At 71.9% G+C, this 25,433-nt stretch carries 26 protein-coding genes and 2 riboswitches; of the genes, 12 read left to right on the top strand and 14 right to left on the bottom strand.

Features of this window, described 5'->3' with window-relative positions; translation table 11 throughout:
* Positions 1-191 precede the first annotated feature (191 nt).
* From ACZ5SK_RS18500 to ACZ5SK_RS18490, 3 genes are all read left to right on the top strand, one after another.
* Entirely contained in the window at positions 192-998 is an 807-nt protein-coding gene (locus tag ACZ5SK_RS18500; protein ID WP_334576072.1) for a VOC family protein, read from the top strand.
* Positions 999-1,094: 96 nt separating this feature from the next.
* A riboswitch (cobalamin riboswitch) is annotated at positions 1,095-1,249 on the top strand.
* Between the two features lie 36 nt (positions 1,250-1,285).
* The gene (locus tag ACZ5SK_RS18495; protein ID WP_334576070.1) at positions 1,286-1,507 is read left to right on the top strand and encodes a CbtB domain-containing protein; all 222 of its coding nucleotides are present in this window, start codon (positions 1,286-1,288) and stop codon (positions 1,505-1,507) included.
* A 22-nt stretch (positions 1,508-1,529) separates the two neighbouring features.
* Entirely contained in the window at positions 1,530-2,288 is a 759-nt protein-coding gene (locus ACZ5SK_RS18490; protein ID WP_334576069.1) for a CbtA family protein, read from the top strand.
* Between the two features lie 57 nt (positions 2,289-2,345).
* On the opposite strand, the gene ACZ5SK_RS18485 is transcribed toward ACZ5SK_RS18490, so the two are convergent.
* The 6 genes from ACZ5SK_RS18485 to ACZ5SK_RS18460 form a co-directional block, all read right to left on the bottom strand.
* A complete protein-coding gene (locus ACZ5SK_RS18485) occupies positions 2,346-2,948 on the bottom strand; it encodes a histidine phosphatase family protein (RefSeq protein ID WP_468576297.1) in 603 nt (200 codons plus the stop codon).
* Positions 2,949-3,005: 57 nt separating this feature from the next.
* A complete protein-coding gene (locus ACZ5SK_RS18480; RefSeq protein WP_334576067.1) occupies positions 3,006-3,818 on the bottom strand; it encodes an ABC transporter ATP-binding protein in 813 nt (270 codons plus the stop codon).
* The gene (locus ACZ5SK_RS18475) at positions 3,815-4,867 is read right to left on the bottom strand and encodes a FecCD family ABC transporter permease (RefSeq protein ID WP_334576065.1); all 1,053 of its coding nucleotides are present in this window, start codon (positions 4,865-4,867) and stop codon (positions 3,815-3,817) included. The genes ACZ5SK_RS18480 and ACZ5SK_RS18475 overlap by 4 nt, the downstream gene beginning before the upstream one ends.
* Entirely contained in the window at positions 4,864-5,928 is a 1,065-nt protein-coding gene (locus ACZ5SK_RS18470; RefSeq protein WP_334576064.1) for an ABC transporter substrate-binding protein, read from the bottom strand. The genes ACZ5SK_RS18475 and ACZ5SK_RS18470 overlap by 4 nt, the downstream gene beginning before the upstream one ends.
* 86 nt (positions 5,929-6,014) lie before the next feature.
* Positions 6,015-6,167, bottom strand: a riboswitch (cobalamin riboswitch).
* Positions 6,168-6,191: 24 nt separating this feature from the next.
* Positions 6,192-6,599, bottom strand: a complete 408-nt coding sequence (locus ACZ5SK_RS18465; protein WP_334581119.1) for a VOC family protein — start codon at positions 6,597-6,599, stop codon at positions 6,192-6,194.
* A gap of 17 nt (positions 6,600-6,616) precedes the next feature.
* A complete protein-coding gene (locus ACZ5SK_RS18460; RefSeq protein ID WP_334576063.1) occupies positions 6,617-6,979 on the bottom strand; it encodes a serine hydrolase in 363 nt (120 codons plus the stop codon).
* Between the two features lie 137 nt (positions 6,980-7,116).
* Here ACZ5SK_RS18460 and ACZ5SK_RS18455 point away from each other — a divergent pair, with 137 nt between their 5' ends.
* Complete coding sequence (locus ACZ5SK_RS18455) at positions 7,117-8,226, top strand: winged helix DNA-binding domain-containing protein (protein ID WP_334576061.1); 1,110 nt, start codon at positions 7,117-7,119, stop codon at positions 8,224-8,226.
* Positions 8,227-8,395: 169 nt separating this feature from the next.
* Here the strand turns inward: ACZ5SK_RS18455 and ACZ5SK_RS18450 are convergent, their stop codons facing one another.
* The 3 genes from ACZ5SK_RS18450 to ACZ5SK_RS18440 all read right to left on the bottom strand — a co-directional run bounded on the left by ACZ5SK_RS18450 (position 8,396) and on the right by ACZ5SK_RS18440 (position 13,445).
* Entirely contained in the window at positions 8,396-9,187 is a 792-nt protein-coding gene (locus ACZ5SK_RS18450) for a S1 family peptidase (RefSeq protein WP_334576060.1), read from the bottom strand.
* Positions 9,188-9,504: 317 nt separating this feature from the next.
* Positions 9,505-12,333 (bottom strand): helix-turn-helix transcriptional regulator, encoded by a 2,829-nt coding sequence (locus ACZ5SK_RS18445; RefSeq protein WP_334576059.1) that lies wholly within the window; start codon positions 12,331-12,333, stop codon positions 9,505-9,507.
* A 224-nt stretch (positions 12,334-12,557) separates the two neighbouring features.
* The gene (locus tag ACZ5SK_RS18440; RefSeq protein WP_334576057.1) at positions 12,558-13,445 is read right to left on the bottom strand and encodes a response regulator transcription factor; all 888 of its coding nucleotides are present in this window, start codon (positions 13,443-13,445) and stop codon (positions 12,558-12,560) included.
* A 183-nt stretch (positions 13,446-13,628) separates the two neighbouring features.
* Between ACZ5SK_RS18440 and ACZ5SK_RS18435 the strand changes: the two genes are divergently transcribed.
* Positions 13,629-15,299: an AMP-binding protein gene (locus ACZ5SK_RS18435; RefSeq protein ID WP_334576055.1), complete on the top strand. Its 1,671-nt coding sequence runs from the start codon at positions 13,629-13,631 to the stop codon at positions 15,297-15,299.
* Positions 15,300-15,337: 38 nt separating this feature from the next.
* Positions 15,338-16,966: an AMP-binding protein gene (locus ACZ5SK_RS18430; RefSeq protein WP_334581118.1), complete on the top strand. Its 1,629-nt coding sequence runs from the start codon at positions 15,338-15,340 to the stop codon at positions 16,964-16,966.
* A 66-nt stretch (positions 16,967-17,032) separates the two neighbouring features.
* Here the strand turns inward: ACZ5SK_RS18430 and ACZ5SK_RS18425 are convergent, their stop codons facing one another.
* Positions 17,033-17,815 carry a hypothetical protein gene (locus ACZ5SK_RS18425; RefSeq protein WP_334576053.1) on the bottom strand — a complete coding sequence of 261 codons (783 nt, stop codon included), beginning with the start codon at positions 17,813-17,815 and terminating at the stop codon, positions 17,033-17,035.
* A gap of 211 nt (positions 17,816-18,026) precedes the next feature.
* On the opposite strand from ACZ5SK_RS18425, the gene gcl reads away from it, so the two are divergent.
* Entirely contained in the window at positions 18,027-19,811 is a 1,785-nt protein-coding gene (gcl, locus tag ACZ5SK_RS18420; RefSeq protein WP_468576293.1) for a glyoxylate carboligase, read from the top strand.
* 23 nt (positions 19,812-19,834) lie between these two features.
* Here gcl and ACZ5SK_RS18415 read toward each other — a convergent pair whose 3' ends face one another.
* Entirely contained in the window at positions 19,835-20,446 is a 612-nt protein-coding gene (locus ACZ5SK_RS18415) for a TIGR04222 domain-containing membrane protein (RefSeq protein WP_334576049.1), read from the bottom strand.
* A 130-nt stretch (positions 20,447-20,576) separates the two neighbouring features.
* Positions 20,577-20,813, bottom strand: a complete 237-nt coding sequence (locus tag ACZ5SK_RS18410) for a hypothetical protein (protein ID WP_334576048.1) — start codon at positions 20,811-20,813, stop codon at positions 20,577-20,579.
* 203 nt (positions 20,814-21,016) lie between these two features.
* Here ACZ5SK_RS18410 and ACZ5SK_RS18405 point away from each other — a divergent pair, with 203 nt between their 5' ends.
* Positions 21,017-21,535, top strand: coding sequence for a cupin domain-containing protein (locus ACZ5SK_RS18405; protein ID WP_334576047.1), 519 nt, complete (start codon positions 21,017-21,019; stop codon positions 21,533-21,535).
* Between the two features lie 230 nt (positions 21,536-21,765).
* Here the strand turns inward: ACZ5SK_RS18405 and ACZ5SK_RS18400 are convergent, their stop codons facing one another.
* Both ACZ5SK_RS18400 and ACZ5SK_RS18395 read right to left on the bottom strand, forming a co-directional pair.
* Positions 21,766-22,659, bottom strand: coding sequence for a 2-hydroxy-3-oxopropionate reductase (locus ACZ5SK_RS18400; RefSeq protein WP_334576045.1), 894 nt, complete (start codon positions 22,657-22,659; stop codon positions 21,766-21,768).
* Complete coding sequence (locus ACZ5SK_RS18395) at positions 22,656-23,504, bottom strand: TIM barrel protein (RefSeq protein ID WP_468576291.1); 849 nt, start codon at positions 23,502-23,504, stop codon at positions 22,656-22,658. The genes ACZ5SK_RS18400 and ACZ5SK_RS18395 overlap by 4 nt, the downstream gene beginning before the upstream one ends.
* 215 nt (positions 23,505-23,719) lie before the next feature.
* Here ACZ5SK_RS18395 and ACZ5SK_RS18390 point away from each other — a divergent pair, with 215 nt between their 5' ends.
* The 4 genes from ACZ5SK_RS18390 to uraH all read left to right on the top strand — a co-directional run bounded on the left by ACZ5SK_RS18390 (position 23,720) and on the right by uraH (position 25,429).
* Entirely contained in the window at positions 23,720-23,968 is a 249-nt protein-coding gene (locus ACZ5SK_RS18390) for a thiamine-binding protein (protein WP_334576042.1), read from the top strand.
* A complete protein-coding gene (locus ACZ5SK_RS18385) occupies positions 23,965-24,333 on the top strand; it encodes a helix-turn-helix domain-containing protein (protein ID WP_334576041.1) in 369 nt (122 codons plus the stop codon). The genes ACZ5SK_RS18390 and ACZ5SK_RS18385 overlap by 4 nt, the downstream gene beginning before the upstream one ends.
* A gap of 170 nt (positions 24,334-24,503) precedes the next feature.
* Positions 24,504-25,013 carry a 2-oxo-4-hydroxy-4-carboxy-5-ureidoimidazoline decarboxylase gene (uraD, locus tag ACZ5SK_RS18380; RefSeq protein ID WP_361707343.1) on the top strand — a complete coding sequence of 170 codons (510 nt, stop codon included), beginning with the start codon at positions 24,504-24,506 and terminating at the stop codon, positions 25,011-25,013.
* A gap of 8 nt (positions 25,014-25,021) precedes the next feature.
* Positions 25,022-25,429 (top strand): hydroxyisourate hydrolase, encoded by a 408-nt coding sequence (uraH, locus tag ACZ5SK_RS18375; protein WP_334576038.1) that lies wholly within the window; start codon positions 25,022-25,024, stop codon positions 25,427-25,429.
* Positions 25,430-25,433: the final 4 nt, after the last annotated feature.

Below are 25,433 nucleotides of genomic sequence, written 5' to 3'. Positions count from 1 at the left end.
CGCACTCCCTCCTGGTGCCGACGCACCAAGTGACGCCCGCTCGTCATCCTCAAGGAGGACGGCCGGATACGGCCCGAGCATGAGACGGGGGCCCGTAGCCGCAGTCCGGAGCCGCTTTGCCGACGGGCGATTGTCAGTGCCGGGTGTCAGGCTGAGGTGACAGGACCTGCGACCTGCGAAAGGGAATCGCCGTGATCACCACCGACATCACTCCCGGCTCCCCCTGCTGGATCGACCTCGGCGCCCCCGACGTCCGGGCCGCCGCGGACTTCTATGGCGCGGTGCTGGGCTGGGAGTACGAGCCCATGGGGGGCGAGGGGGAGGAGATGCAGGGCGGGATGTTCCGCAAGGACGGCAAGACCGTCGCCGGGCTCGGCAAGCTGACCGAGGAGGGCGCGCGCTCGGCCTGGATGATCTACTTCGCCGTCACCGACGCGGACGCCACGAGCCAGGCCGTGGAGCGCGGCGGCGGCACGGTGCGGGTGCCGACGCGGGACCTCGAGGACTGGGGCCGGATGGCGCAGTTCAACGACCCGCTGGGCGGCCAGTTCGCCGTCTGGCAGCCGGGGAAGGACTCGGGCTTCGAACTGGCGGACAAGCCGGGCTCGTTGTCCTGGACGGAGCTGTACACGAGCGACGCCGGAGCCGCCAAGGAGTTCTACGCCGGTGTCTTCGGCTGGCAGTTCGGCGACACGGAACTGCCGGGCGGCGGAGGCACGTACACCCTCATCACGCCCGCAGGCCAGCCCGAGGAGCGCATGCAGGGCGGCCTCATGGAGGTCTCGAAGGAGGACCTCGCCCTGGCGCACGGGCGGCCGTACTGGCACCCGGTCTTCGCCGCCGCCGACTGCGACGCGGCGGTCGCCGAGGTCCACGGGAACGGCGGCAGCGTGCAGATGGGGCCGGCGGACGCGGAGGGCGTCGGCCGGCTGGCCGTCTGCCTCGACCCGTCGAACGCGGACTTCGTGCTCCTCACGCCGGCCGAGGCGACGCGATAGCCGCCGACCGGAAACCGGTGGTCCGTAGCTGTACGGGGCGGTGATGCGGGCCACTTGGCGGGCGAGAGCGCCATCACGCCAGGTGGGGCGCTATTGGCCATGAACCCGACACACGGTACCGTCGCTCTGATATCGACGACGGCATCACGGAAGCCGGTGGGAATCCGGCACGGTCGCGCCACTGTGGTCGATGCGCTCTCTCGACTGGGCGCATCGCGAGTCAGACCCGGGACCGTCGTCCTGTGCACCACCGAGATGGGACGCGAACTCCCAGAGGAGGCCCTGCCATGGCCCAGCATGTCGCCCAGCCGACCGTCAACAACCCCGTCGTGCCCGCAAAGCTGGCGCTGAAGGACATCGCCCCGTGGGCTGTCTTCTTCGGCGTCCTGATGCTGGTCCTGCTGTACTTCGTCGGCGCCGAGCAGGGCGCCACCTCCGTCGTCTCCGGCGAGAACGTCCACGAGTGGGTGCACGACGCCCGCCACCTCCTCGGCTTCCCCTGCCACTGACCTGAGGGACGCCGCAACCCCGATGAACTCCGCAACGGTAAGAAACCTGCTCGTGCGGGGCATGCTCGCCGGCCTCGGCGCCGGCGTGCTCGCCCTGATCGTCGCCTATTTCCTCGGCGAACCGTACGTCGACAGCGCCATCGGCTTCGAGGAGTCCCACGCCGCCGGTCACGAGCACGAGGTCGAACTCGTCTCCCGCAGCCTGCAGTCCACCGCGGGGCTGGCCACGGGTGTGCTCCTCTACGGGGTGGCGTTCGGCGGCATCGCCGCCCTCGCCTACTGCTTCGCGCTCGGCCGTGTCGGCCGCTTCGGCCCCCGGGCCACGGCGCTGCTGCTGTCGGGCACTGCTCTGCTCGCCGTGTACGTCGTCCCGTTCCTGAAGTATCCGGCCAACCCGCCGTCCGTCGGCGACGCGGACACCATCGGCAAGCGCACCACCCTGTACTTCCTGATGATGGTGCTCAGTGTGCTTCTCGCGGTCGCCGCCGTGATCGTGGGCAAGCGGCTCGCGCCGAAGCTGGGCAACTGGAACGCCACCCTCGTCGCCGTCCTCGGCTTCGTGCTGGTCATCGGGCTGGCGTACGAGTTCCTGCCCGTCGTCAACGAGGTCCCGCAGGACTTCCCGGCCACGCTGCTGTGGCGGTTCCGGCTCTCCGCCCTCGCGATGCAGGTCACGTTGTGGGCCGGCTTCGGCCTGGTCTTCGGTGAACTGGCCGAGCGACTGCTGCACCCGAAGCCGGCCGGCGTGTCCGCGGGCTCGGCGGCGGCCGCCCCGCACTGACAGGTCCGACCCCGAGAGTGCCCGCGCAGGCGTCCGCGGGCACTCTCGGGTTTGTCGTCATGAGCCGTCGGTGTGCGGCTCGGACGGGTCCAGCGGATGCCCGATCCGAAGGTTCCAGCGGCCGCTTCGCCCACTGATCGTGGTGGCCGTCAGCGGCGGCACGTCGACCCGCCAGAAGGCGGCCGGGGGCGCCCCCAGCACCTGGACGACCACGGCTCGTACGACCTCCGGTTCGACGACGGCGAGCGTACGGCCGCCCGTGTCCTGGGCCGTCTCCAGCCAACGCCGCACCCGCCCGCACAACTCCTCGACGGACTCCCCGCCATGGGGTGCGGACGCGGGATCGGCGAGCCAGCGGGCCACCGCCTCCGGCTCACCGGCGCCGACCTCGGCGAGCGTCAGGCCCCGCCAGCGCCCCATGTCCAGCCCCGCGAGCTCGGCTGTCTCCGCCGACTGCGCCGCGTCGAGACCTAGCGCGGCCGCCGTCTCCCGGCAGCGCACGCTCGCAGAGGTGACGACCCGCGCGACGGCGGGCAGGGTTCCGGCCGCGCCCCGGGCCCGGGCCTGCCCGGCGGCGTCGATCGAACCCCTGTCGTCGAAACGGGCCTGACGCAGCGACGCGTTCGTCGCGGGCGAGACGAAGGTGACACGACTGGTCACTGGGCGGCTCCTCTTGATCCGGTCACGGCGTGGTCCTGACGTGGCCTTGGCGTGCGCTCACCGTGGGCCCAGAAACCGTATGTGCGGGCGGTCGTCGGGGCCGGTGCGGGTGACGGTGGCGCGTACGCCGTACACGTCCGCGACGAGGGTCTCGGTGAGGACGTCCTGCGGGCTGCCGGCGGCCACCACACGCCCCTGCCGCAGGACGACGACCCGGTCGCAGTACATCGCGGCCAGGTTCAGGTCGTGCAGGGCGACGACCGTGGTGAGGCGCAGTTCCCTGATCAGCGTCAGCAGTCCCAACTGGTGCTGGATGTCCAGGTGGTTGGTGGGCTCGTCCAGCAGCAGCTCCCGCGGCTGCTGGGCGAGGGCGCGGGCGATCTGGACACGCTGGCGTTCGCCGCCGGAGAGGGTGTGCCAAGGGCGGTCGGCCTTGTCGGCCAGGGCGGTGCGCTCCAGGGCGCGGTGCACGGCCTCCTCGTCCTCGGGCGAGGCGGGGGCCCAGGCCCGGCGGTGCGGTATCCGGCCGAGGCGTACGACGTCGAGGACGCTCAACGCGACCTGGGCGTCGGCCTGTTGCTCGACGACGGCGACCCGCCGGGCGACCGTACGGCGCCCCACCCGATCCAGCGGGTGACCGTCGAGGGTGACGACGCCGGAGGCCGGCGCGATCACCCCGGCCAGCAGGCGCAGCAGGGTCGACTTGCCGGAGCCGTTCGGGCCGAGCAGACCGGTGACGGTCGCGGGGCGGGGGGCGATGCTGACGCCGTCCAGGATGAGGGCGTCGCCGGCCGTGCGCGTGACCCGCTCGGCGCGCAGCCCGCCGCCGTCGCCGGCGCCCTCGCCGCCGCCGTCCGCGGTGCTCTTCATCGCGTACTCCTGGTCCGGTACAGCACGAGGACGAAGGCCGGGACGCCGATCAGCGAGGTCACCACGCCCACCGGCACCTCCTGCGGGTCCAGGGCGGTGCGGGCGAGCGTGTCCACCCACACCAGGAACACCGCCCCGGCCAGCGCGGTGGCCGGCAGCAGCCGGGTGTGCCCGGGGCCGGTCAACGCGCGGGCGGCGTGCGGCAGGACCAGGCCGACGAAGCCGATCGCCCCCGCCGAGCTGACCAGGGTGGCCGTCAGCAGGGCGGTGGTGCACAGCAGGACCAGCCGGGTGCGCGCCACGTGCACGCCCAGGGACGCGGCGGCGTCCTGCCCGAACGCGAACGCGTCCAGTGTCGTGGCGTACCCGGCGCACACCAGCAGCGTCACCACCAGCGCCGCCAGACCCACGCCCACATCGTTCCAGCCGGCCCCGCCGAGCGAGCCGAGCAGCCAGAACAGCACCCCGCGCGTGGTCTCCGCGTCGGCGGCCGTCATCACGATGAACGAGGTGAGCGCGGAGAACAACTGCATGGCCGCCACACCGGCGAGGACCACCCGGTCCGTGGTGCCGCCGAGGGTGTGACTGAGCAGCAGCACCAGCGCGAACGAGAGCGCCGCGCCCAGGAACGCGCCCCCGGAGACCGACAGGACACCGCCGCCCACGCCGAGTACGACGACCGCGACCGCGCCGGTCGAGGCCCCGGACGACACGCCGAGGACGAAGGGGTCGGCGAGCGGATTGCGCAGCAGGGACTGCATCACCGCGCCGCACACGGCGAGGCCGGCTCCGCACACGGCGGCCAGCAGCGTGCGCGGCAGCCGCAGATTCCACACGATCCCGTCCCGGATCGGCGTCAACTCCGCCTGCCCCCAGCCGAGATGGGCCGCCACCGTCGCCCACACGTCACCGACCGCGATGTCGGCCGGGCCGATGGTGATCGCCACCGCGACCGACCCGAACAACAGTGCGAGACCGGCCGTCCACAGCGCCGCGCGACGCAGCCCGCGCACCGCCGCCGGGGTCGCCGCCGACAGGGCGTCGCTCATCCCCCGAGGCCGTACGCGCGCAGCGCAGCCGCCACCTTCTCCACACCCTCGACGGTCCGGACGGTCGGGTTCATGGCCTGCCCGGGCAGCAGCACGTACCGCTTCTTCCTGACCGCGGTCATGTTCTTCGTGACCGGGTCGGACTCCAGGAACGCGATCTTCTTCGCGGCGGTCTCGGCCGTCTGCTGCCTGCGGCTCAGGTCGCCGATGACGAGGACGTCGGGGTCCCTGTCGGCGACCGTCTCCCAGTTGACCTGGGGCCACTCCTCATGGGTGTCGTCGAAGGCGTTCTTCGCGCCGAGTTCACGGGTGATGACGCCGGGCGCGCCGCAACAGCCCGCCAGATACGGGGACCGGGAGTCGGCGAACCAGTACAGGAGGCTGACGTTCTGCGCGCGGAGCCCCGAAGTGGCCTTCTCCACACGGGACTTCAGAGCGGCGACCAGTTTCGTGCCGCGTTCCTCGACACCGAAGACCCTGGCCAGGTCGGTGACTTCGCCGTAGACCGCGTCCATGGTCAGCGGCTCGGTGCGCGAGCCGTCGCCGTCGCCGGCGTTGTCCTTGCCGACGCAGTCGGAGGGGGAGAGGTACGTGGGCACGCCCACCTTCGCGAACTGTTCGCGGGTGGCGACGCCGCCCTCACCGAGAGTGGAGGCGAACGACGCGGCGACGAAGTCGGGTTCGGTGTCCAGGACCGTCTCGAACGACGGGGCGTTGTCGGCCAGCCGCTGCACCGTCGCGTTGGCCTTCTCCAGCCCCTTCGCCACCGGGTCGGTCCAGGTGGCGGTGCCCGCCATGCGGTCGGCCAGCCCGAGCGAGAGCATGATCTCGGTCGTGCCCTGGTTGAGGGAGACCGCCCGCCGCGGAGGACCGTCCACGTGGACCCGCTGCCCGCAGTTGTCGAGCGTGACCGGACGGCCGGCGGAGCCACCCGCCGCCGATCCCGCCGATCCCGCCGAGCCGGACGAGTCCGACGGGGCGGGGGAGCCGCCGCAGCCGGTCAGCAGCAGGGCGGCTGACAGGAGCAGGACGGCAGGACGGACGGGGCGTGCGAACGGCACGGAACTTCCTTCGGCGTCGAGGGCTCTGGCGCGAAGCCCGGTCGTACGGTGCTCCCCCGGCCGTCTTCCGGCGTCGGAGGCCGCCAGCAGGTCTTCGGACTCGGGGTCACCCGGACGAGGCGCCTTCCCGGACCGTGATCACGATCCAGTGGCCAGTGCCCCGCCCGTCGCCCTTACCGCTGCGCGTCAGCTCCGGAGTCGCACCGGATTCCCTGACCCGCGCACGTACGGATACGCACATGGGTACGACTGGCCTCGGCAAGCTACCACAGCCTCCCGGCAGCACGTCCTGGACCCGCGACGAGTTCGACCTCGAAGCCGTCCTCGTTCTCCAGGTAGGCGGCGTAGTGCTGCCGGCCGCCGGCGTAGGGGTGTCGCTCGGGGAACATCAGGCGCCAGCCGTGCTGCGCGGCTTCGGCGGCCAGCCTCTCGACCATGGCGTCGTCGTCGACGTGGAACGCCAGATGGTTCAGCCCCGGGCGGCAACGCTCGTGCTGTTCGGCGGTGAGGGCCGGGGACTGCTCGATGACCAGATAGGTCGGCCCGAGCCGCCAGCTGCGCCCACCGCTCCAGCTCTGGAAGAGGGTGTGCCCCAACGCCTCCAGCAGCCAGCCCAACGAGGCGACGGCGCGGTCGAGGTCCGGCACCCACAACTCGACGTGATGCAGCATGCCGTGCGTCGGCCGACTCACTTCGCATCACCCGCGCTCACGGGACGCGCCGGGCCTCCTGCGCACAGTGCGTGGTCGATCAGCGCGCCGGCCGCGTTCTCCTGGGCCAGGATGTGCTCCGGGGTGTCGCCCCGCGCCTCGGACATGGAGACCACGGCGCTTCGGCCGCCGTCGTTGCCGTTGCCCCGCACCACTCCCGGCAGCCAGTGGTCGAGGCTGTCGTCCAGGGACAGCCTGCCCTCGGCCTCCAGCTGGAGGAGCACGGTGACGAGCAGCGTCCTGGACGTGCCCGCCATGCGGAAGCAGCCGTCGGAAGGCACCGGGCGGCCGGTGTTCAGGTCGGTGGTGCCGCTGGCGGCGACCGATTGAGTGGACGTCATGACCGCACGCTAGTTTCGCCGCCGGCGGGGGCACGAGCCGGCCCGCCCCAGGACCGGCAGGGGGACATCCCCGGCGCGACCCGGCTCGAACGCCTTGAGGACAGCAACTGTCCTCATTCCCCGTTAGCTTGCCCTGCATGACGAAGACGACGTCCCCGGCGGCCCCCGTGCTCGGCGCCCGCGCCCTCAACCGCGCCACCCTGGAGCGGCAGCTGTTGCTGCGTCCCTCGTCGCTGTCGGCCGGGGCCGCCGTGGAACACCTGCTCGGGCTTCAGGCGCAGAACGTCAAGCCGCCGTACTACGCGCTCGCCGCCCGCCTCGACGGCTTCGTCCCGGAGAAGCTGTCGACGCCGATGGCCGGCCGCGAGGTCGTCCGCATCGTCAGCATGCGCTCCACCATCCACGCCCACACCGCCGACGACTGCCTGACCCTGCGGCCGTTCGTCCAGCCTGCCCGCGACCGTGAGCTGACGTACTTCCGCAAGGGCCTCGCCGGCGTCGACCTCGACCGGCTCGCCGTCCTCGCCCGCGACCTCGTCGAGAGCGAACCGCGCACCATGAGGCAACTGCGCGAAGCCCTCTTCGCAGAGTGGCCGGACGCCGACCCCCAATCCCTCGCCGTCGCCGCCCGGTGCCGGCTGCCCCTCGTCCAGGTCACCCCGCGCGGGCTGTGGGGCAGGAGCGGGCAGGTCGCGCTGACCACCGCCGAGCACTGGCTCGGCCGGCCCGCCGCACCGGCCCCCGCGCCGGACGCCGTCGTCCTGCGCTACCTGGCCGCCTTCGGCCCGGCCTCCGTCAAGGACATGCAGACCTGGGCCGGCCTGACCCGACTGCGCGAGCCCTTCGAACGCCTCCGCCCCCACCTGCTCACCTTCCGCGACGAGCACGGCGTGGAACTCTTCGACCTCCCCGACGCCCCCCGCCCGGACCCCCAGGTCCCGGCCCCGCCGCGCTTCCTCCCCGAGTTCGACAACCTCCTCCTCTCCCACGCGGACCGCACCCGAGTCGTCCCGCCCGAGTACTGGGGCCGCAGCTGGCAGGGCAACCAGGCCTACTGCACGCTCCTCGTCGACGGCTTCCTGGCGGGCCTGTGGAAGCTGGAGCAGGACGCGCTCGTCATCGAGCCCTTCGGCCGCCTCACCAGGGCCCAGCGGGACGAGGTGACAGAAGAGGGCGAGCGGATGCTGTCCGCGATGCACCCGGGCCGGCCCCACGACATCCGGTTCGCTGCCGTCGTACGCCCCTGACGCGAAGGGGGACGTCCCTGTCGGGGACGATCCCGAACAGGCCGAAGCCCCCACCGGTGAGAGGTGAGGGCTTGGATAGGGGGCGCTGCGGGCCGCTCGTGGAGGCTCGCAGCGCCCCCCGGTCTTTCCCTGAGGGGTGCTCAGGAGGTTCTTGGGGGCTACCCGGTGACTACGAGTTGACCTGCGCCGTCACCAGGCTGGAGAAGGTGGCCAGCCGGGTGTACACACCCGGGTAACCGGCCTCCGCGCAGCCCTCGCCCCAAGAAGTGATCCCTGCCAGGACGCCCCCGATGAGCAGGGGACCGCCGCTGTCGCCCTGGCAGGTGTCTGTGCCGCCGGAGGTGTATCCGGCGCAAACCATGTCGGACTTGACGTAGTCCGAACCGTAGGAGCTCGCACAGCTGGTGTCGGACACGATCGGGACGGTCGCGGTCCGCAGCTGGTTGGAGGAGCTGCCGTTCTCCGAGGTGGTGCCCCAGCCGATGATGCGGGCCGTGGTGCCGGCCGCGTACACGCCGGTCTGGGACGAGGAGACATACGACGCCGTGGTGTACGGCATCGCCGTCGACAGGGTCAGGACGGCCACGTCGTCGCCGTTGGTGGCGTCCGTGTAGTCAGGGTTGATCCAGATCTTGCTCACCCGGCTGACCGTGCCGTTCGTGCCGTTGAGGTACGTGCGCCCACCGACGACGCGCACGCTGCTCGTGGTCTCGCCGACCATACAGTGGGCGGCCGTGACCACCTTGGTCGCCGAGACGAGGGTGCCGCCGCAGAACTGGTTCTGCGAGGCGTCCGTGACCTGCATCATGAACGGGTACGTCGTGGTCGTGGTCGTCGTGCCGCCGACGATCGGCTGGGGCGCTGCGACAGCGGTGGGGGCGCTGAGCAGTGCGGTCGCTGCCGCGGCGGCGGTCGCCGCGAGGACGGCAGCGGTCTTCTTGGCGCGGTTGAGCCCGAACATGGAACTCCTCGGTGGAGATGGCCGGTGGGGGATCGCACGGGTGTGGGGGTGAGCACGGGGGTCGCGGGACCGACCCCCGTGTGCCCGGGCGAGCGGCACGTCCCTTACGCTAGGACCCGGAACCCGCTCGTCCCAATGAGGGAACCCCCTAGGGGAGTTGAGGCAGGGAAAACCCTCGGTCGCCCCACAGGGAACCCACAGTCGCCGCCGATGGGGCCGCTTGGGCCGCTTGAGGGAACCCGCCGCGCGGGGCGGAGACCCAGGAGAAACCCACTCAGGGTAGATAGCCCCTCAGGGGCGGTTGACCCGCGGATTCCTCACTTCGCGTGACGCCCTGCCGCCAGTCGGACGATATCCACCCGGGAACGGATCCCCAGCTTGCGGTAGACCCGGGTCAGGGTCGCCTCGACCGTCTTGACGCTGATGAACAGACGCGCCGCGATCTCCCGGTTGGTCGCGCCCTCCATGACGAGCGCCGCGACCTGACGCTCCATCGAGGCCAGGCCCTCCAGGGCGTCGGACGCGGACGACTGCTGGGCGGTGGCGACCGGCTGCGCCTGCCCCTCCGCCGCGGCCGCCTCCACCTGACGCAGCCAGGGCAGCGCCCGGCACCGCCTGAACAGCCGCGCCGCCTCGTCGTACGACGTCGGTCCCGCGACCGTCCCCGGCCGCAGGGTGCGCAGCCGGGCCAGCGCGAACGCCGCCCGCGCCTCCTCCAGGCCGTACCCCAGCTTGGCGAGCCGGTCCTGCACCGACGTCAGCCGGGACAGTGCCGCCTCGTGGTCGCCGAGCGCCGCCCGCACCAGCGCCTCCGACCGGTCCAGCACCGCGAGCACGCTCTCCCGGCCCAGCCGCAGCGCGTGCTCGCGTGTCACGTCGATGACGTCCTGCGCCTCGCCCGGCTCGCCGACCCGCACCAGCGCCTCGGCGAGGTCGCCCTGCCAGCGGCCCCGCGCCGGGTCGGTGATGCCCAGGCCCTGCTCCAGCTCCCGCACCCGGCGCAGCGAGCCGACCGCGCCCGCCGCGTCCCCGGCCACCAAGTGGGCGTGTCCGAGGGCGGCCAGGGCGCGGGAGACGTACATCTGGTCGCCGTCCTCCTCGGCCTTGTCCGCCGCCTCCCGGGCCAGCGCCAGCGCCCGGTCGACGTCACCGCCGGAGGCCTCGGCGAGGGAGGTGAGCATCGCGGAGGCGCCCAGGCCGATGCCCGAGTCGCGGGCCAGCCTGAGGCTCTCGCGGGCCAGGTCCAGGGCGCGCCCGCAGTGCCCGGAGCGCAGTTCGGTCTCGGCGAGGAAACGCTGGAAGTGCACCTCGCTCTCGACCATGCCGCGCCGGCGCACCTCGCGCAGCAGCGCGGTGATGGTCGACCGGGCCTCGGGCAGCTGGTCGCTCATCAGCAGCCAGCGGAACCGGGCCGCGCCGACGCCGTTGTGATGGCAGGCCACATACGGGTCCTGAGGCTCCCTCAGGGCCCGCTTGATGGTCGCGGGGGCGTTCGGATGGCCCATCAGGGCCTCGGTGTGCCCCTGGAAGGACAGCGCCATCAGCTCGGTGCGCCGGTCGCCGCCGCGTGCGGCCAGCTCCGCCGTGTGCGCGGCCTCCTGCCGGGCCTCCGCGAAGTCGCCCTCGACGATCAGCTTGCGCCAGGCCAGCCGGTAGTGGACCAGGGCGAGCAGTTGCGGGTCGTCGCCGGCGTCGGCGAGAGCCTGCGGGAAGACCGCGTCGACCTCGCCGAGGGACTGTCCGGCGGCCTCGATCACCACCTCCCAGGCCCGGATCCGCTCGGCGGGCACGGTCGCCCGGGTCAGCACCTCGCGGGCGATGTCCCGGGCGAGATCCACCTCGCCGGCGGTGATGGCGTCCTCGGCGGCCTGCAGCCGCCGGTCGTCCGGGGCGGGGACGCCGTCCGGCGGGGTGTGCCGGGCGGCCAGCAGCCCGAGCGAGGCGGCGACCGACGGCGCGCCCCGGTCCCGGGCCAGGGCCGCCGCCTCGGCGAGCCGGGCGGCCACCTCCGGGTCGGTGCCGGTGGTGGCCAGGGCGAGGTTGCGGGCCCGCTCGATCGGGTCGGAGGCGGCCGTGGACAGCGCGGCGTGCGCGGCCCGGCGCTCCTGCGCGGGCGCCTCCGCGTACAGCGCGGCGGAGATCAGCGGATGCGCGAACCGCACGGCCGGACCCTCCGGCTCCGTCGCCAGCAGCCCGAGCGCCGCGGCCTGCGCGGTCTCGGCCTCGGCGTTCTCCCGGCCGGCCGCGTGCAGCAGGGCCAGCGTGGGGCGGGCGCCGGCGCTGGCCACGAGCAGGGTGCGGCGGGCTTCGTCGGAGAGCATGTCGAGACGGCTGAGCACCAGGGCGCGCAGCGAGGTCGGCACCGGCAGCGGCTCGCCGGGGCGGGGCGGCGTCGGGTTCTCGCCGAGGGCGCGGCCGAGCTCCAGCGCGAACAGGGGGTTGCCGCCGCTGGTGCGGTGGACCTCGCGGACCGTGGAGCGGGGCAGGTCGGTGTAGCCGCGGTGGTCGAGCAGCGCGGAGACCTGGGCACGGGAGAGGGGGTTCAGCCGGACGGCGAGGGTGTCGGGCGGGGACGCGCGTAGATGACGGTCGTATTCCTGGCCCTCCGTCCGCACCGCGCACAGCAGTTGGACGGGGGTGTCGCCGAGGCGGCGGGCGGCGAAGCCGAGGAGTTCGGCGCTGGCCGAGTCCAGCCACTGGAGGTCGTCGGCGACGAGCAGCACGGGGCCCGCGGCGGCGAGGGCGCGCAGGGCGGACAGCACGGCCAGACGCAGGGCGAGACCGTCGCGTTGCAGCGTCGACTCGCCTCGGCCGGTGAGCGCCGACTCCAGCGCCGTGCGCTGGGCGGCGGGCAGCCTGTCCGAGATCTCGTCGAGTACCAGACCGAAGAGATCGGCCAGGGCCAGGAACGGGAGGTGGGATTCGGACTCGGTCGCCGAGCAGCGCAGCACGGTGCGCGCCGCCTCGCCGTATTCCGCGGCCAATGCCCGCAGCACGGTCGACTTTCCTATTCCGGCGGGGCCGTGCAGCAGCACACTGCCGCCGCGAGTCAGCTGCTCACGGGCGGCCGTGAACAGCTCCTCCCTGCCGATGACCAGGTCGGGGCGGCATCGGGCAGGCTCCTTGAACTCCCGTCGCACGGTCACCGCTCCCCTCCGAGTGTCGTGTCCGGGCCAAATTCTAGGCAATGACTCTTTGAAATTCGGAGACGCGGCGTGGTGAGGGATATAACAACGTGACGCATGGGGAAATTCATGACGGCTGCGCGTGAATGGTCTCTTGTCGTGAGGCACCTCCCTGGCTTGATGTGATCGCTGCTCCCCGGCATCCTGCACCGTCCGCGCTACAGCCGTGTTGCGCGCCCCCCCCGCTACGGCAGCAGACCTGCCCTGCGGGCCAGGGCCACCGCCTCTCCCCGGGTGTGCGCGCCCAGCCTGCGCATCGCCGACCTGAGATACCCCTTGACGGTCTCCGGGCGCAGCCCCAGCCGCTCGGCCGTCGCCGCGTTCGTCGCCCCCGCCGCCACGCAGGCCAGCACGTCCAGCTCGCGCGCGGCGAGCGCGACCTGCCGAGCGTCGCCGCTGCCGGAGGTGAGCAGCCCGCAGGCGTCGAGGAGCTCGGCGCGCAGCATCGGGTCGGTGATCCGCGGCGCCAGGGCGCGCAGGGCCGCGTGCGCCTCGCGCACCTGCTCCCAGCCGGCCGCCGCACCCGCCCCGGGATCGGCCCCCTGACCGGCCCGCGGACCGCCGCCCGGGCCCGTCGCACCGCCCGGGGCGCCAGGCCGGGCCGCCGTCAGCAGTTCGCGCGCCTGGTCCCCGGCCACCAGCGCCTGCTCCACGTCCCGCGCCACCTGCACGGCCGCGGTCAGCGTGCGGTCGCCCAGCGGCTGCGCCGTGCGCAGGGCGCCGTACAGCACCCCGCGCACCCGGCGCCGCACGATCACCGGGATCGCCAGCACCGAACGCAGCCCCTCCTCGGCGACGGCCGCGTCGTACTCGTGGCTGATCTGCCGGGAGAGGGAGTAGTCGCTCACCGCGCACGGACGGGCCAGCGCGACGGCCTTGCCGCCGAGACCGTTGCCCGAGGTCACGGCCAGTCCGCGCAGCGCGAGACCCCGCGCGCCGCTGAACTCACTGATCCGCATCTGCCGGCGCCCCGGCTCGACCAGGCCGCCGAAGGCGACCGGCAGCCCCGTCGCGCGCCGCAGCCGCGCCAGCGCCCCGCGCATCTCCACCGTTCCGGCCGCGTCTGCTGCCACGTTCTCGCCCTTTCCGTGCGGCCTGGTACCGCACACCCCCGTTCGGGGGTAGTGAGACCTGCACCACGGATTACACGATGGCAGAGAGCCGCCCGGCAATGGTCCGGCACCACGGGCGTGAACCGCCACGACGCACCGGAGAAGCGTTTTCGCGGTGAACGACCGACAGAGCAAGGAGGACAGATGACGACGGCGACGGGGCGTTTCCGCAGAGCCCGCGACTTCCTGCTGGCACACCGCGAGGACTACACGACCGCTTACGAGCGTTTCGAGTGGCCCCGGCCCGAGCACTTCAACTGGGCCCTCGACTGGTTCGACGTCATCGCCGACGGCAACGATCGCACCGCCCTGCACATCGTGGAAGAAGACGGTTCCGAAACGCGTCTCACCTTCGCCGAGCTGTCGGAACGCTCCGACCGGATCGCGAACTGGCTGCGCGGCCGCGGGGTCGCCGCCGAGGACCGGATCCTCGTCATGCTCGGCAACCAGGCCGAACTGTGGGAGACGGCGCTGGCCGCGATGAAGCTGCGCGCCGTCGTCATCCCGGCCACCCCGCTGCTCGGCCCCGCCGACCTGGCCGACCGCGTCGAACGCGGCCGGGTCCGCCATGTCCTCGTGCGGTCCGCGGACACCGGCAAGTTCGACGAGGTCCCGGGCCGCTACTCGCGCATCGCGGTCGGTGGCGCGCCCGAGGGCTGGCAGCCGTACGAGGACGCCTACACCGCCCCGGCCGGCTTCACCCCCGACGGCCCCACCCTCGCCGACGATCCGCTGATGCTCTACTTCACCTCCGGCACGACCGCCCGCCCCAAGCTGGTGGAGCACACCCACACCTCGTACCCGGTCGGGCACCTGTCGACGATGTACTGGATCGGGCTCCAGCCCGGCGACGTCCACCTCAACATCTCCTCGCCCGGCTGGGCCAAGCACGCCTGGTCCAACCTCTTCGCCCCGTGGAACGCCGAAGCAACCGTATTCATCCACAACTACACCCGCTTCGACCCCGTCCGGCTGATGACGGAGATGGACCGGGCGGGCGTGACGACCTTCTGCGCGCCGCCCACCGTCTGGCGCATGCTCATCCAGGCCGACCTCACCCAGCTGCGGATCCCGCCCCGCGAGGCCGTGGCCGCGGGCGAGCCCCTCAACCCCGAGGTCATCGACCAGGTGCGCCGCGCCTGGGGGGTGACCGTCCGGGACGGCTTCGGCCAGACCGAGACGGCCGTGCAGATCGCCAACAGCCCCGGACAGGAACTGAAGACCGGCTCGATGGGCCGGCCCAGCCCCGGCTACCGGGTGGAGCTCCTGGACCCGGTGTCCGGCGCGCCGGGCGCGCAGGAGGGCGAGATCGCGCTCGATCTGTCGGCCCGGCCGGTCGGTCTGATGACCGGTTACCACGGCGACGCCGACCGTACGGCGGAGGCGATGGCCGGCGGCTACTACCGCACCGGTGACATCGGCAACCGCGACGAGAACGGTTACATCACCTATGTCGGGCGGGCCGACGACGTCTTCAAGGCCTCCGACTACAAGATCAGCCCCTTCGAGCTGGAGAGCGCGCTGCTGGAGCACGAGGCGGTCGCCGAGGCCGCCGTCGTCCCCGCCCCGGACGAGCTGCGCCTCGCCGTGCCCAAGGCGTACGTCGTCCTCGCCGAGGGCTGGGAGCCGGGTCCCGACACCGCGAAGGTGCTGTTCGAGCACTCCCGCCAGGTCCTCGCCGCCTACAAGCGGGTCCGCCGCCTGGAGTTCGCGCCGCTGCCCAAGACCGTCAGCGGCAAGATCCGCCGGATCGAGCTGCGCGAGGCGACGGCCGCGGGCTCGACGGCGGAGTACCGCGAGGAGGACTTCCGGTGAGCGGGCCGTCGTCCCCGCACACGTCGGGGCAGACGTCGGTGCAGCCGTCGCGGCCGGCCTCGGGTTCCTCGTACACGCACGGGACGAGCGCCACCGCGCTGCTCGGGGACACCATCGGGGCCGATCTGGACCGGGCGGCGCAGCGCTGGCCGGACCGCGAGGCGCTGGTCGACATGGCGTCCGGGCGGCGCTGGACGTACGCCGCGTTCGTGGCGGACGTCGACCGGCTGGCCTGCGCACTGCTCGCGAGCGGGGTCGCCAAGGGCGACCGGGTGGGCATCTGGGCGGTCAACTGCGCCGAGTGGGCACTGGTCCAGTACGCCACCGCCCGCATCGGCGCGATCATGGTGAACATCAACCCGGCCTACCGCACCCACGAGGTCGAGTACGTCCTCAACCAGGCCGGAATCTCGGTGCTGTTCGCCTCGCTCACCCACAAGACGAGCGACTACCGGGCGATGGTCGAGGAGGTGCGCCGCAGCTGCCCGAAACTGCGGGAGACCGTGTACATCGGGGATCCGAGCTGGGAGGCGCTCATCGCGCGCGGCACACCCGAACTGCGCGCCGAACTCGCCGTCCGGGCACAGGAGTTGTCCTGCGACGACCCCATCAACATCCAGTACACCTCGGGCACGACGGGCTTCCCCAAGGGGGCCACCCTCTCCCACCACAACATTCTCAACAACGGTTACTTCGTCGGCGAGTTGATCGCCTACAGCGAGCAGGACCGGATCTGCGTCCCGGTGCCCTTCTACCACTGTTTCGGCATGGTGATGGGAAACCTCGCGGCCACCTCGCACGGCGCCTGCATCGTGATCCCGGCGCCGTCCTTCGACCCGAAGGCCACGCTGCAGGCGGTCCAGCAGGAGCGGTGCACAGCGCTGTACGGCGTCCCGACGATGTTCATCGCGGAGCTGAACCTGCCCGACTTCGCGACCTACGACCTCTCCTCGCTGCGCACCGGCATCATGGCGGGCTCGCCCTGCCCGGTCGAGGTGATGAAGCGGGTCGTCGCCGAGATGAACATGGCGGAGGTGTCGATCTGTTACGGCATGACCGAGACCTCGCCCGTCTCCACCCAGACCCGCCGCGACGACGACCTGGAGCACCGCACCCAGACCGTCGGCCGCGTCCTGCCGCACCTTGAGGTGAAGGTCGTCGACCCCGTGAGCGGGGTCACCCAACCCCGGGGCGTCTCGGGGGAGTTGTGCACCCGCGGCTACAGCGTGATGCTCGGTTACTGGAACGAGCCCGAGAAGACCGCCGAGTCGATCGACGCGGGACGCTGGATGCACACCGGGGACCTGGCGGTGATGCGCCAAGACGGTTACGTCGAGATCGTCGGCCGCATCAAGGACATGATCATCCGCGGCGGGGAGAACATCTACCCGCGCGAGATCGAGGAGTTCCTCTACGCCCACCCGAAGATCAGGGACGTCCAGGTCGTCGGCGTCCCGCACGAGAGGTACGGCGAGGAGGTCCTCGCGTGTGTGATCCCGCACGACGCGGCGGACCCCCTGACCCTGGAGGAACTGCGCGCGTACTGCGAGGGCCGGCTGGCGCACTACAAGATCCCGAGCAGGCTGCAGATCCTGGACGCCTTCCCGATGACCGTCTCCGGCAAGGTGCGCAAGATCGAACTGCGGGAGAAGTATCGAACCGCTTGAGAGACACCGCTTGAGAGGCACCGCGTGAGAACCACGGTCGGTGGCGGTTGCTGCCCCGGGTAGCGGTCACCGGCCCCGGTGGCGGTTGCCGCCTCGGGCGTCGAGGGCGTCGGCGATCGCGTTGACCGGCTGCGGAGTGCCCGTGAGGTCCAGCACGAAGAGCGGGACGTGCAGCTGGTCGGCGCGGGCGCGGGCGTCGGCGTCGTATCCGGCGAGGGAGAAGTAGACGCAGTCCGCGGACTCCGTCATGGCCGTCAGCCACAGACACTCCACGTCCCGCGGTGAGGCCGGACGCGCGCTCGGGTCGACCTGGACCAGGAGCCCGCGGGCGGCCAGGCCGATGCCGCAGGTGGGCCGCTGGTCGGCTCGCCGTATGCCCTCGTGCCCGAGCCAGTTCAGATACAGGGCGGTGGCCGTGACCGCGTCGAGCGCGGTGCGGATGGCGGCGGGCCGGAAGGCGGGCCGTCGCGCCGCCGGCACGGGTGCGGACGCGGGTTCGGGTGGCTGTGCCGGTTCCGCCTGCGGTGCCTGTGCCGGCGCCGAGGGGGGTGTCGGTGTTTCGGGCTTCGGCTCGGCGGGCGGGGCGGCCACCGGGATCCGTAGCACTGTTCCGCAGGCGCAGCCGAACTCCGGGTGGGGGAACTGGTCACGGCGGCCGCAGGCGCGGCACCGCAAGGCGATCCACTCCTCGTCCCACGCCCGGTGCGCCACTGCCGTCGGCGCCGTGCGCCGGTCGAGCACCGGCGTGACGGGGGAACCGCACGCACACGGGTAGGACGGCGCGGTGTAGAGGCGCTCGCGCCGACAGGCCGGGCAGCGCACCGGCACGCTCTCGGGCATGGCCCCCATCGTCCTCCTTCGGCCCCCGCTTGTCCGTCCCTTGACTACCTTCGCGCACCCACTTACATTACTTCCAGATAGTAGAAAGTAATTTCCACAATACGGAAGTCCGCGGAGTCGTCGCGGATACGGCAGGGCTCACCGCGGGGCGCGACGGGAGAGCGGAATCCGACAGCTGCACCAGCTGCACCAGCTGAAGCAGGCGAAGCAGGAGTACTCCATGGCTCGTATGACCGCTGCCCGCGCGGCAGTCGAGATCCTCAAGCGTGAGGGTGTCACCAGTGCGTTCGGTGTCCCCGGCGCGGCGATCAACCCCTTCTACGCGGCACTGAGGGCCTCCGGCGGCATCAACCACACGCTCGCCCGCCATGTCGAGGGCGCCTCGCACATGGCCGAGGGCTACACCCGCGCCCGTGCGGGCAACATCGGCGTCTGCGTCGGCACCTCCGGACCGGCCGGCACCGACATGATCACCGGGCTGTACTCCGCCCTCGGAGACTCGATCCCCATCCTGTGCATCACGGGGCAGGCCCCGACCGCCGTGCTCCACGAGGAGGACTTCCAGGCCGTCGACATCGCCTCCATCGCGAGGCCGGTGACGAAGTCGGCGGTCACCGTCCTGGAGGCCGCCCAGGTCCCCGGAGTCTTCCAGCAGGCCTTCCATCTCATGCGCTCCGGCCGGCCGGGCCCGGTCCTGATCGACCTGCCGGTCGACGTCCAGCAGACGGAGATCGAGTTCGACCCGGACACGTACGAGCCGCTGCCCGTGTACAAGCCGGCCGCGACCCGCGCGCAGGTCGAGAAGGCGATCCGGATGCTGAACGCCGCCGAGCGTCCGCTGATCGTCGCGGGCGGCGGTGTCATCACGGGCGACGCCACCGAACTCCTCGTGGAATTCGCCGAGTTGACGGGGACTCCGGTCATCCCGACGCTGATGGGCTGGGGCGCGATCCCCGACGACCATGAGCTGCACGCCGGCCTGGTCGGCCTGCAGACCTCGCACCGCTACGGCAACGCGACCTTCCTGGAATCCGACTTCGTCCTCGGCATCGGCAACCGCTGGGCCAACCGCCACACCGGCCGCGTCGACGTCTACACGAAGGGCCGCACCTTCGTCCACGTCGATGTCGAGCCAACGCAGATCGGCCGGATCTTCGCCCCGGACTACGGGATCGCCTCGGACGCGAAGGCGGCTCTGGAGCTCTTCGTCGCGGTGGCGAGGGAGGCGAAGGCCGCGGGCACGCTTCCCGACCGCTCCGCGTGGGCTGCCGCCGCGCAGGAGAGGAAGGCGACCCTCCAGCGCCGTACGCACTTCGACGACATCCCCATCAAGCCGCAGCGCGTCTACGAGGAGATGAACAAGGCCTTCGGCCCGGAGACCCGTTACGTCACGACCATCGGCCTCTCGCAGATCGCCGGCGCGCAGCTGCTGCACGTCTACCGACCGCGCCACTGGATCAACTGCGGTCAGGCGGGACCCCTCGGCTGGACGATCCCGGCGGCGCTGGGTGTGGCGATGGCCGACCCGCAAGCGCAGGTCGTCGCCCTCTCCGGGGACTACGACTTCCAGTTCATGATCGAGGAGCAGGCGGTCGGCGCGCAGCACAAGATCCCGTACGTCCACGTCCTCGTCAACAACTCCTACCTGGGCCTCATCCGTCAGGCCCAGCGGGCGTTCGACATCGACTTCCAGGTCAAGCTGGAGTTCGAGAACATCAACTCGCCCGAGCTGGGCGTCTACGGCGTCGACCACGTCAAGGTCGCCGAGGGCCTCGGCTGCAAGGCGATCAGGGTGACGGACCCGGCCGAGCTGGGCGCCGCCTTCGAGGAGGCCAAGAAGCTCGCCGCGGAGTTCCAGGTGCCGGTCGTCGTGGAGGCGATCCTGGAACGCGTCACCAACATCTCGATGAGCGGCACCAACGACATAGGGAACGTCGTGGAGTTCGAGGAGATCGCCACCGAGCCGGAGCACGCGCCGACGTCGATCAGAACGCTGAACGTCTGACCCGTCGTCCGACCCGTCCGACCTCAGTCCGTGCCGCCGCCTCCGCCGCAGGAGTACATGAAGCCTCCCGTGCCGCCGCCTCGGGGAGCGCGTCGGTGGAAACCCTTGTCCGCCACCTCGGCGCGGGCGGTCAGCCCCGCCCGCAGGGCGAAGCGCGCGGCCAGCACGCCCAGGGCGGCCTCCCCGTGCAGGGCCACCGCCATCAGGATGTCGTCCGGCGGCAGTCCCTTGCGGGCGGCCGGCAGAGTCGGCAGGGGATGTTCCAGGCGAAGGGCGCTCAGCGTGCGGCGGGCGGTACGGGTCCGGCGCGGCGGGAGAGAACGCAGCATGCCGGCCGCCACGAGCCCGGCGCGCAACTCCGCGAGCGCCCGGTGCACGTCCGGTCGGGACTCCAACTCCGGGATGCTCACGAACCGTTGGAGCGTCGCGTACACGGCCGCGGGCAGGGGAGGGAGGTCGTCTCCCGCGTCCTCGGAGGGCGCCGTCCCCGTCGCCCGGATCCTGCCCGGCCGGCCCACCTCGATCAGTCCCCGTAGGTGCAGGGAGAGCACGGCCACCGTGACCGCGGCCCCGGAACCACCCCGCAACAGCGCGACCTCGTACGGCTCCAGCCGGAGCGACGTAGCACCGCTCATGTCATCACCCCCGTGGCGAGGCCCGCCGCCCCCGTGTCGGCGGGCCCCGCGTGACGACAATGTGCCCTGCCCCGGGGGCGGTTGAAGCCTGCTGAACCATGTTCAGAGGTTGATTTGAGGTTGGCGTGTCCTATGTCCCGTGCGGCTCGGACAGCCCCGGCCAGTCCTCGGGGCCGCCGCCCTGCCACTCGATGAGGTCGCTCTCCTCCACCTCGATCCGGTCCAGGTCGGCCAGACGCAGGATCTCGACGACGTCGTCGAGATGCGAGGCGACCCCGAGGACGGCATCGCCCGAGGTGACGCGGCGGGATCCGTCCAGGGCCGGGGGATGGACCACGATGTGCGGAAACTGCGTCGGATTGCCCATGTCCTCAGCCTCCTGCGGACGGGGCGGATCCGCACGCCGGACGGCCGCGAGGCGGCCCGAGGCCACGTGCGGCGCCCCCGCGTGCAGCGCCCTAGGTCCCCGGCCCTCGGCCCGGGCCGACCCGGGATCATGCGCAAGCCCGATGCCGGCTGCTGGAGGCGGGGGCCACCATGCCGGTGGAGACCTGCCGAGAGGAGCGCATGATGTCGTACCCGGAACACCTCGCGTACCCGGAAGCCCGCTACCACGGTGACAAGGGCGAAGTGAACGCGGCCTTCCGCCCGGCCGGCACCCCGCCGGACATCTCCTCACCCGGCGCGGCTACCCACTACCTCGCCACCAACGAGTCGACCGGCGGCGAATTCGGCCTGTACAAGCTGGAGTTGGGTGCGCGGTCCGCTGGAGCCAAGACCCACTTCCACAAGGCGATGTCGGAGTCCTTCTACATCCTCTCCGGCGAGCTGGAGCTCTACGACGGCGAGAAGTGGGTCACGGGTCGCGGGGGCGACTTCCTGTACGTGCCGGTCGGCGGTCTGCACGCCTTCAAGAACGCGACCGACGAGCCCATGTCCATGCTGATGCTCTTCTCCCCGGGCGCCCCGCGCGAGGAGTACTTCGAGCGGGTCGCGGAGATGGCGCAGCGTGGCGGCGAGGAACTCAGGCAGTTTCGCATCCGGCACGACAGCTACTTCCTGGAAGACCTCGAGCCCGGGGAGGAGTAGGACGTCCGCGAACGGCGTCGTCCTGCCGAGGGGGCTCGGGTGCGGGCGGGACCGCGGCGGGTGCGACGGAACCGGGCACGCCTTCCCTCAGGTCGAGAAAGTGTCGACGTCGAGAGTCCTCGACGTAGATGTCGACGTCGACGGTGAAGGCGGTTCCGGGCCGCGGCGTCGCCTGGGCGCGACAGGACAGATGTCGGCGGCGCCGCGGCCCGGAAGTCTTCGCGGCGGACTCAGACCAGGGCGCCCGAGAGCCGCTCCACGGCCCGCAGCAGTGCCGAGTGGTCCAGCTCGCCGTCGCCCTGCGCTCGCAGGCTCGCCACCAGCTGGGCGACCACCGCGCCGACGGGCAGGGCCGCGCCTACGCTGCGGGCGGCGTCCGTGACGATGCCCATGTCCTTGTGGTGCAGGTCGATCCGGAAGCCCGGCTCGAAGTCGCGGGCGAGGAAGTTGTCCTTCTTGCGCGTCAGCACCGTCGAGCCGGCGAGTCCGCCGTTCAGGACGTCCAGGGCCGCCTTCAGGTCCACGCCCGACTTCTCCAGGAAGACCACCGCCTCGGCGCAGGCCTGGATGTTCACGGCGACGATCAGCTGGTTGGCGGCCTTCACGGTCTGGCCCGAGCCGTGCGGGCCGCACAGCACGACGGTCTTGCCGAGGGCCTCGAAAAGGGGCTTCGCCTCGTCGAAGTCGGCCTGCTCACCGCCGGCCATGATGGACAGCACGGCCTCGACGGCGCCGGCCTCACCGCCGGACACGGGGGCGTCGAGGACCCGGATGCCCTTGCCCTTCGCCGCTCGCGCGAGGTCGACCGAGGTCGGCGGGGTGATCGAGGACATGTCGATCAGGAGCGCGCCGGACCGCGCGTGGGCCAGGATGCCGTCCGGGCCGTAGGCGACGGCCTCGACCTGCGGGGAGGCCGGAACCATGGTGATCACGACGTCGGCGTCGCGGACGGCCTCGGCGATGGACGCCGCCGCGGTGCCGCCGGCGGCGGTGAGCCGGTCCAGCTTGTCCTGCTCCAGGGTGAAGCCGGTGACGTCGTAACCCGCCTTGATCAGGTTCTCGGACATGGGGGAGCCCATGATGCCGAGGCCGATCCAGGCCACCTTGGGGAGTGCGTTGCTCATCGGGGTGCCTCTCGGTACGGGGGCCGGCGGGGCAGCCAGTCGAAGGCCTCGGCGCTCGGGCGGTCGCCCGGCTTGTACTCCAGGCCGACCCAGCCGTCGTATCCGGACTTCTTCAGCTGATCGAGGAGCTCCTCCAGCGGCAGCGTCCCCGTGCCGGGCGCGCCGCGGCCCGGGTTGTCGGCGATCTGCACATGGCCGGTGATCGGCGTGTACCGCTCGATCACCGACGGCAGGTCCTCGCCGTTCATCGACAGGTGGTAGAGGTCCATCAGGAACTTCGCGTTGCCGAGCCCCGTCGCCTCGTTGACCTTGTCGACGATCCCGGCCGCGGCCGGTGCGCTCACCAGCGGATACCGTGGCGACTCGAGTCGGTTCAGCGCCTCGATCAGCAGGATCGCGCCGATCCGGTGCGCGGCCCGGGCCGCGAGGGTCAGGTTCTCCAGCGCGAGCGCGTCCTGCTCGGCCGGGTCGACGCCGTCGACGCGGTTGCCGTACAGGGCGTTCAGCGCGGTGCAGCCGAGGGACTGTGCGAAGTCGGCGACCACGTCGATGTTGGCGCGGAACCGCTCCGACTCCTCGCCGGGCAGTGACAGGGCGCCGCGGTCGGGGCCCGGGAGCCGGCCGGCGTAGAAGTTGAGGCCCGTGAGCCGGATGCCCGCGTCGTCGATCGCGCTCTTCAGGGCGTCGAGCTCGGACCGCTCGGGGGTGGGGGAGGCGATCCAGGGCCACCACAGCTCGACCGCGGTGAAGCCGGCCGCGGCGGCTGCCGCGGGACGCTCCAGGAGCGGGAGTTCGGTGAAGAGGATCGACAGGTTGACGTTGAAGCGCTGGTCTTCGAAGCCCATGGGGTTCCGCGCTCCCTTCCGTGTCGAGTAATTCCGTAATGCGGAAGTAAATTTCTGCCTATTGGAAGACTGTCGCCCGGTCTCGTGGCTTGTCAAGGGGGCGCGGAGCCGGGACGGGAGGGAATCGCGAGTCCCGGGTGGCCGTCCGCCGGGTCCGTTAAGGTCGGGGTCCGGGCGTCGACGGTCCGGTCCGGTTCAAAGAGATGTGGGGCGCGATGCGACTGAAAGTGGAGTTCACCACCGAGCCCTTCGACCTCGACGAGGCGCCCGCGCACGCGCTGGTCGCCCGCGAGGTGATCGAGGCGGCCGACCTGGACGCGGTGGACGTCGGACCGTTCGGCAACACCGTCGAAGGCGCCGCCGACACGGTGCTCGCCGCCGTGGACGCCCTGCTGCGCAAGTCCCTGGGCGCGGGCGCCACCCGCATCTCCCTCCAGGTCAACGTCCTCGGGGAGGGCGAGTGAACGCGAGGGGTGACGAGGCCTTCATCGCGGCGGTGAAGCCGCTGGTCGACGCGATGGGCGCCGAGATGCTCCCGCCCGACGAGGCCGGCGCCGACGACGTCGTTCTGACCTGGGCGGGCGTCGAGACCGTCGCCGTACGGCTGCCGCAGCTCGCCGATTCCCTCGATCACATCCTGGCCGCGATGGAGCGCAAGAAGGGCAAGCCCCTCGCCGACCTCGACCGCAAGGCCAAGCAGGAGGTCGTACGGATACTCGAGGTGCGCGGCGCATTCTCCGTACGGCACGGCGTGGAGACCGTGGCGAGCGCGCTCGGGGTGAGCCGCTTCACGGTCTACAACTACCTCAACCGGGAGAAGGAGGCCTGAGCGAGGCCCGAGTGAGGCCTGGGGGCTGGGGGAGGCCTGGGCGGGGAGCCTGGGGCCGGGTTTCGTTACCCGGAATTTTCAACAAAGTGTTGACGCGGTGTTCCGGAGAGGCGTTAGCTGAACGCAGCCCGCTCAAGCACGAAGGCCGTCTCGCGGCCACGGAGGCTCCCGTGACTTCGACTTCCACGCCCTGGGGCCTGGCCCGGTTCAACGACCTCGGGGAGTCCGCGGCCCGCGCCGCCCTCCACGAGGCGTGCGCCGCCACGGCGTGGGCGGACCGACTGCTCGCGGCCCGCCCCTACGCCACCGCCGACGACCTGTACGCCGCCAGCGACGCCGCCATGGCCGACCTGACCGCGGCGGACCTCGCAGAGGCGATGGCCGGGCACCCCCCGATCGGCCGCCCCAAGCCCGGCGACCCGACCTCGGCCCGTGAACAGCGCGGCATGGCCGGCGCCTCCGAGGAGCTGAAGGCGCAGATGCTCGAACTGAACCTGGCCTACCAGGAGAAGTTCGGCCAGGTCTTCCTGATCTGCGCCATCGGTCGCACCGGAGAGCAGATGCGGGACGCGGTCAGGGAACGGCTCGGCAACACGCCCGAGCAGGAGCGGGAGATCGTCCGCACCGAACTGGGCAAGATCAACCGTATCCGGCTCGCCCGGCTCGTCGAAGAGGACTGAGAACCGCCATGAGCACCAGCACCTCCGCCTCGGTGTCCACCCACATCCTGGACACCTCCGTCGGCCGTCCCGCCGCCGGCGTCGCCGTCCGTCTCGCGGCCCGCACGGGCCGTGCCGCGGCCTGGCAGGCGCTCGGCGGCTCCGCGACCGACGCGGACGGCCGGTGCAAGGACCTCCCGGCGCTGCCGGAGGGGACCACCCACGCACGCCTCGACTTCGCGGTCGAGGCGTACTTCGAGAATGATGTGAACCAGCAAGCCGATGCGCAGCAGGACGCCCCCGCGAATCGGGACAGCGGTGCCGCCCAAGTGTTCTTCCCGGAGGTGGCGATCACGTTCGCCGTCGTGCCCGGCGAGCACTACCACGTACCGCTGCTGCTCAACCCGTTCGGCTACTCCGTATACCGAGGGAGCTAGCTAC

The organism is Streptomyces sp. NPDC031474, from assembly GCF_055581185.1.
Note: the sequence above shows the minus strand (reverse complement) of the source record. Positions and strands in the feature narration are given on the sequence as shown.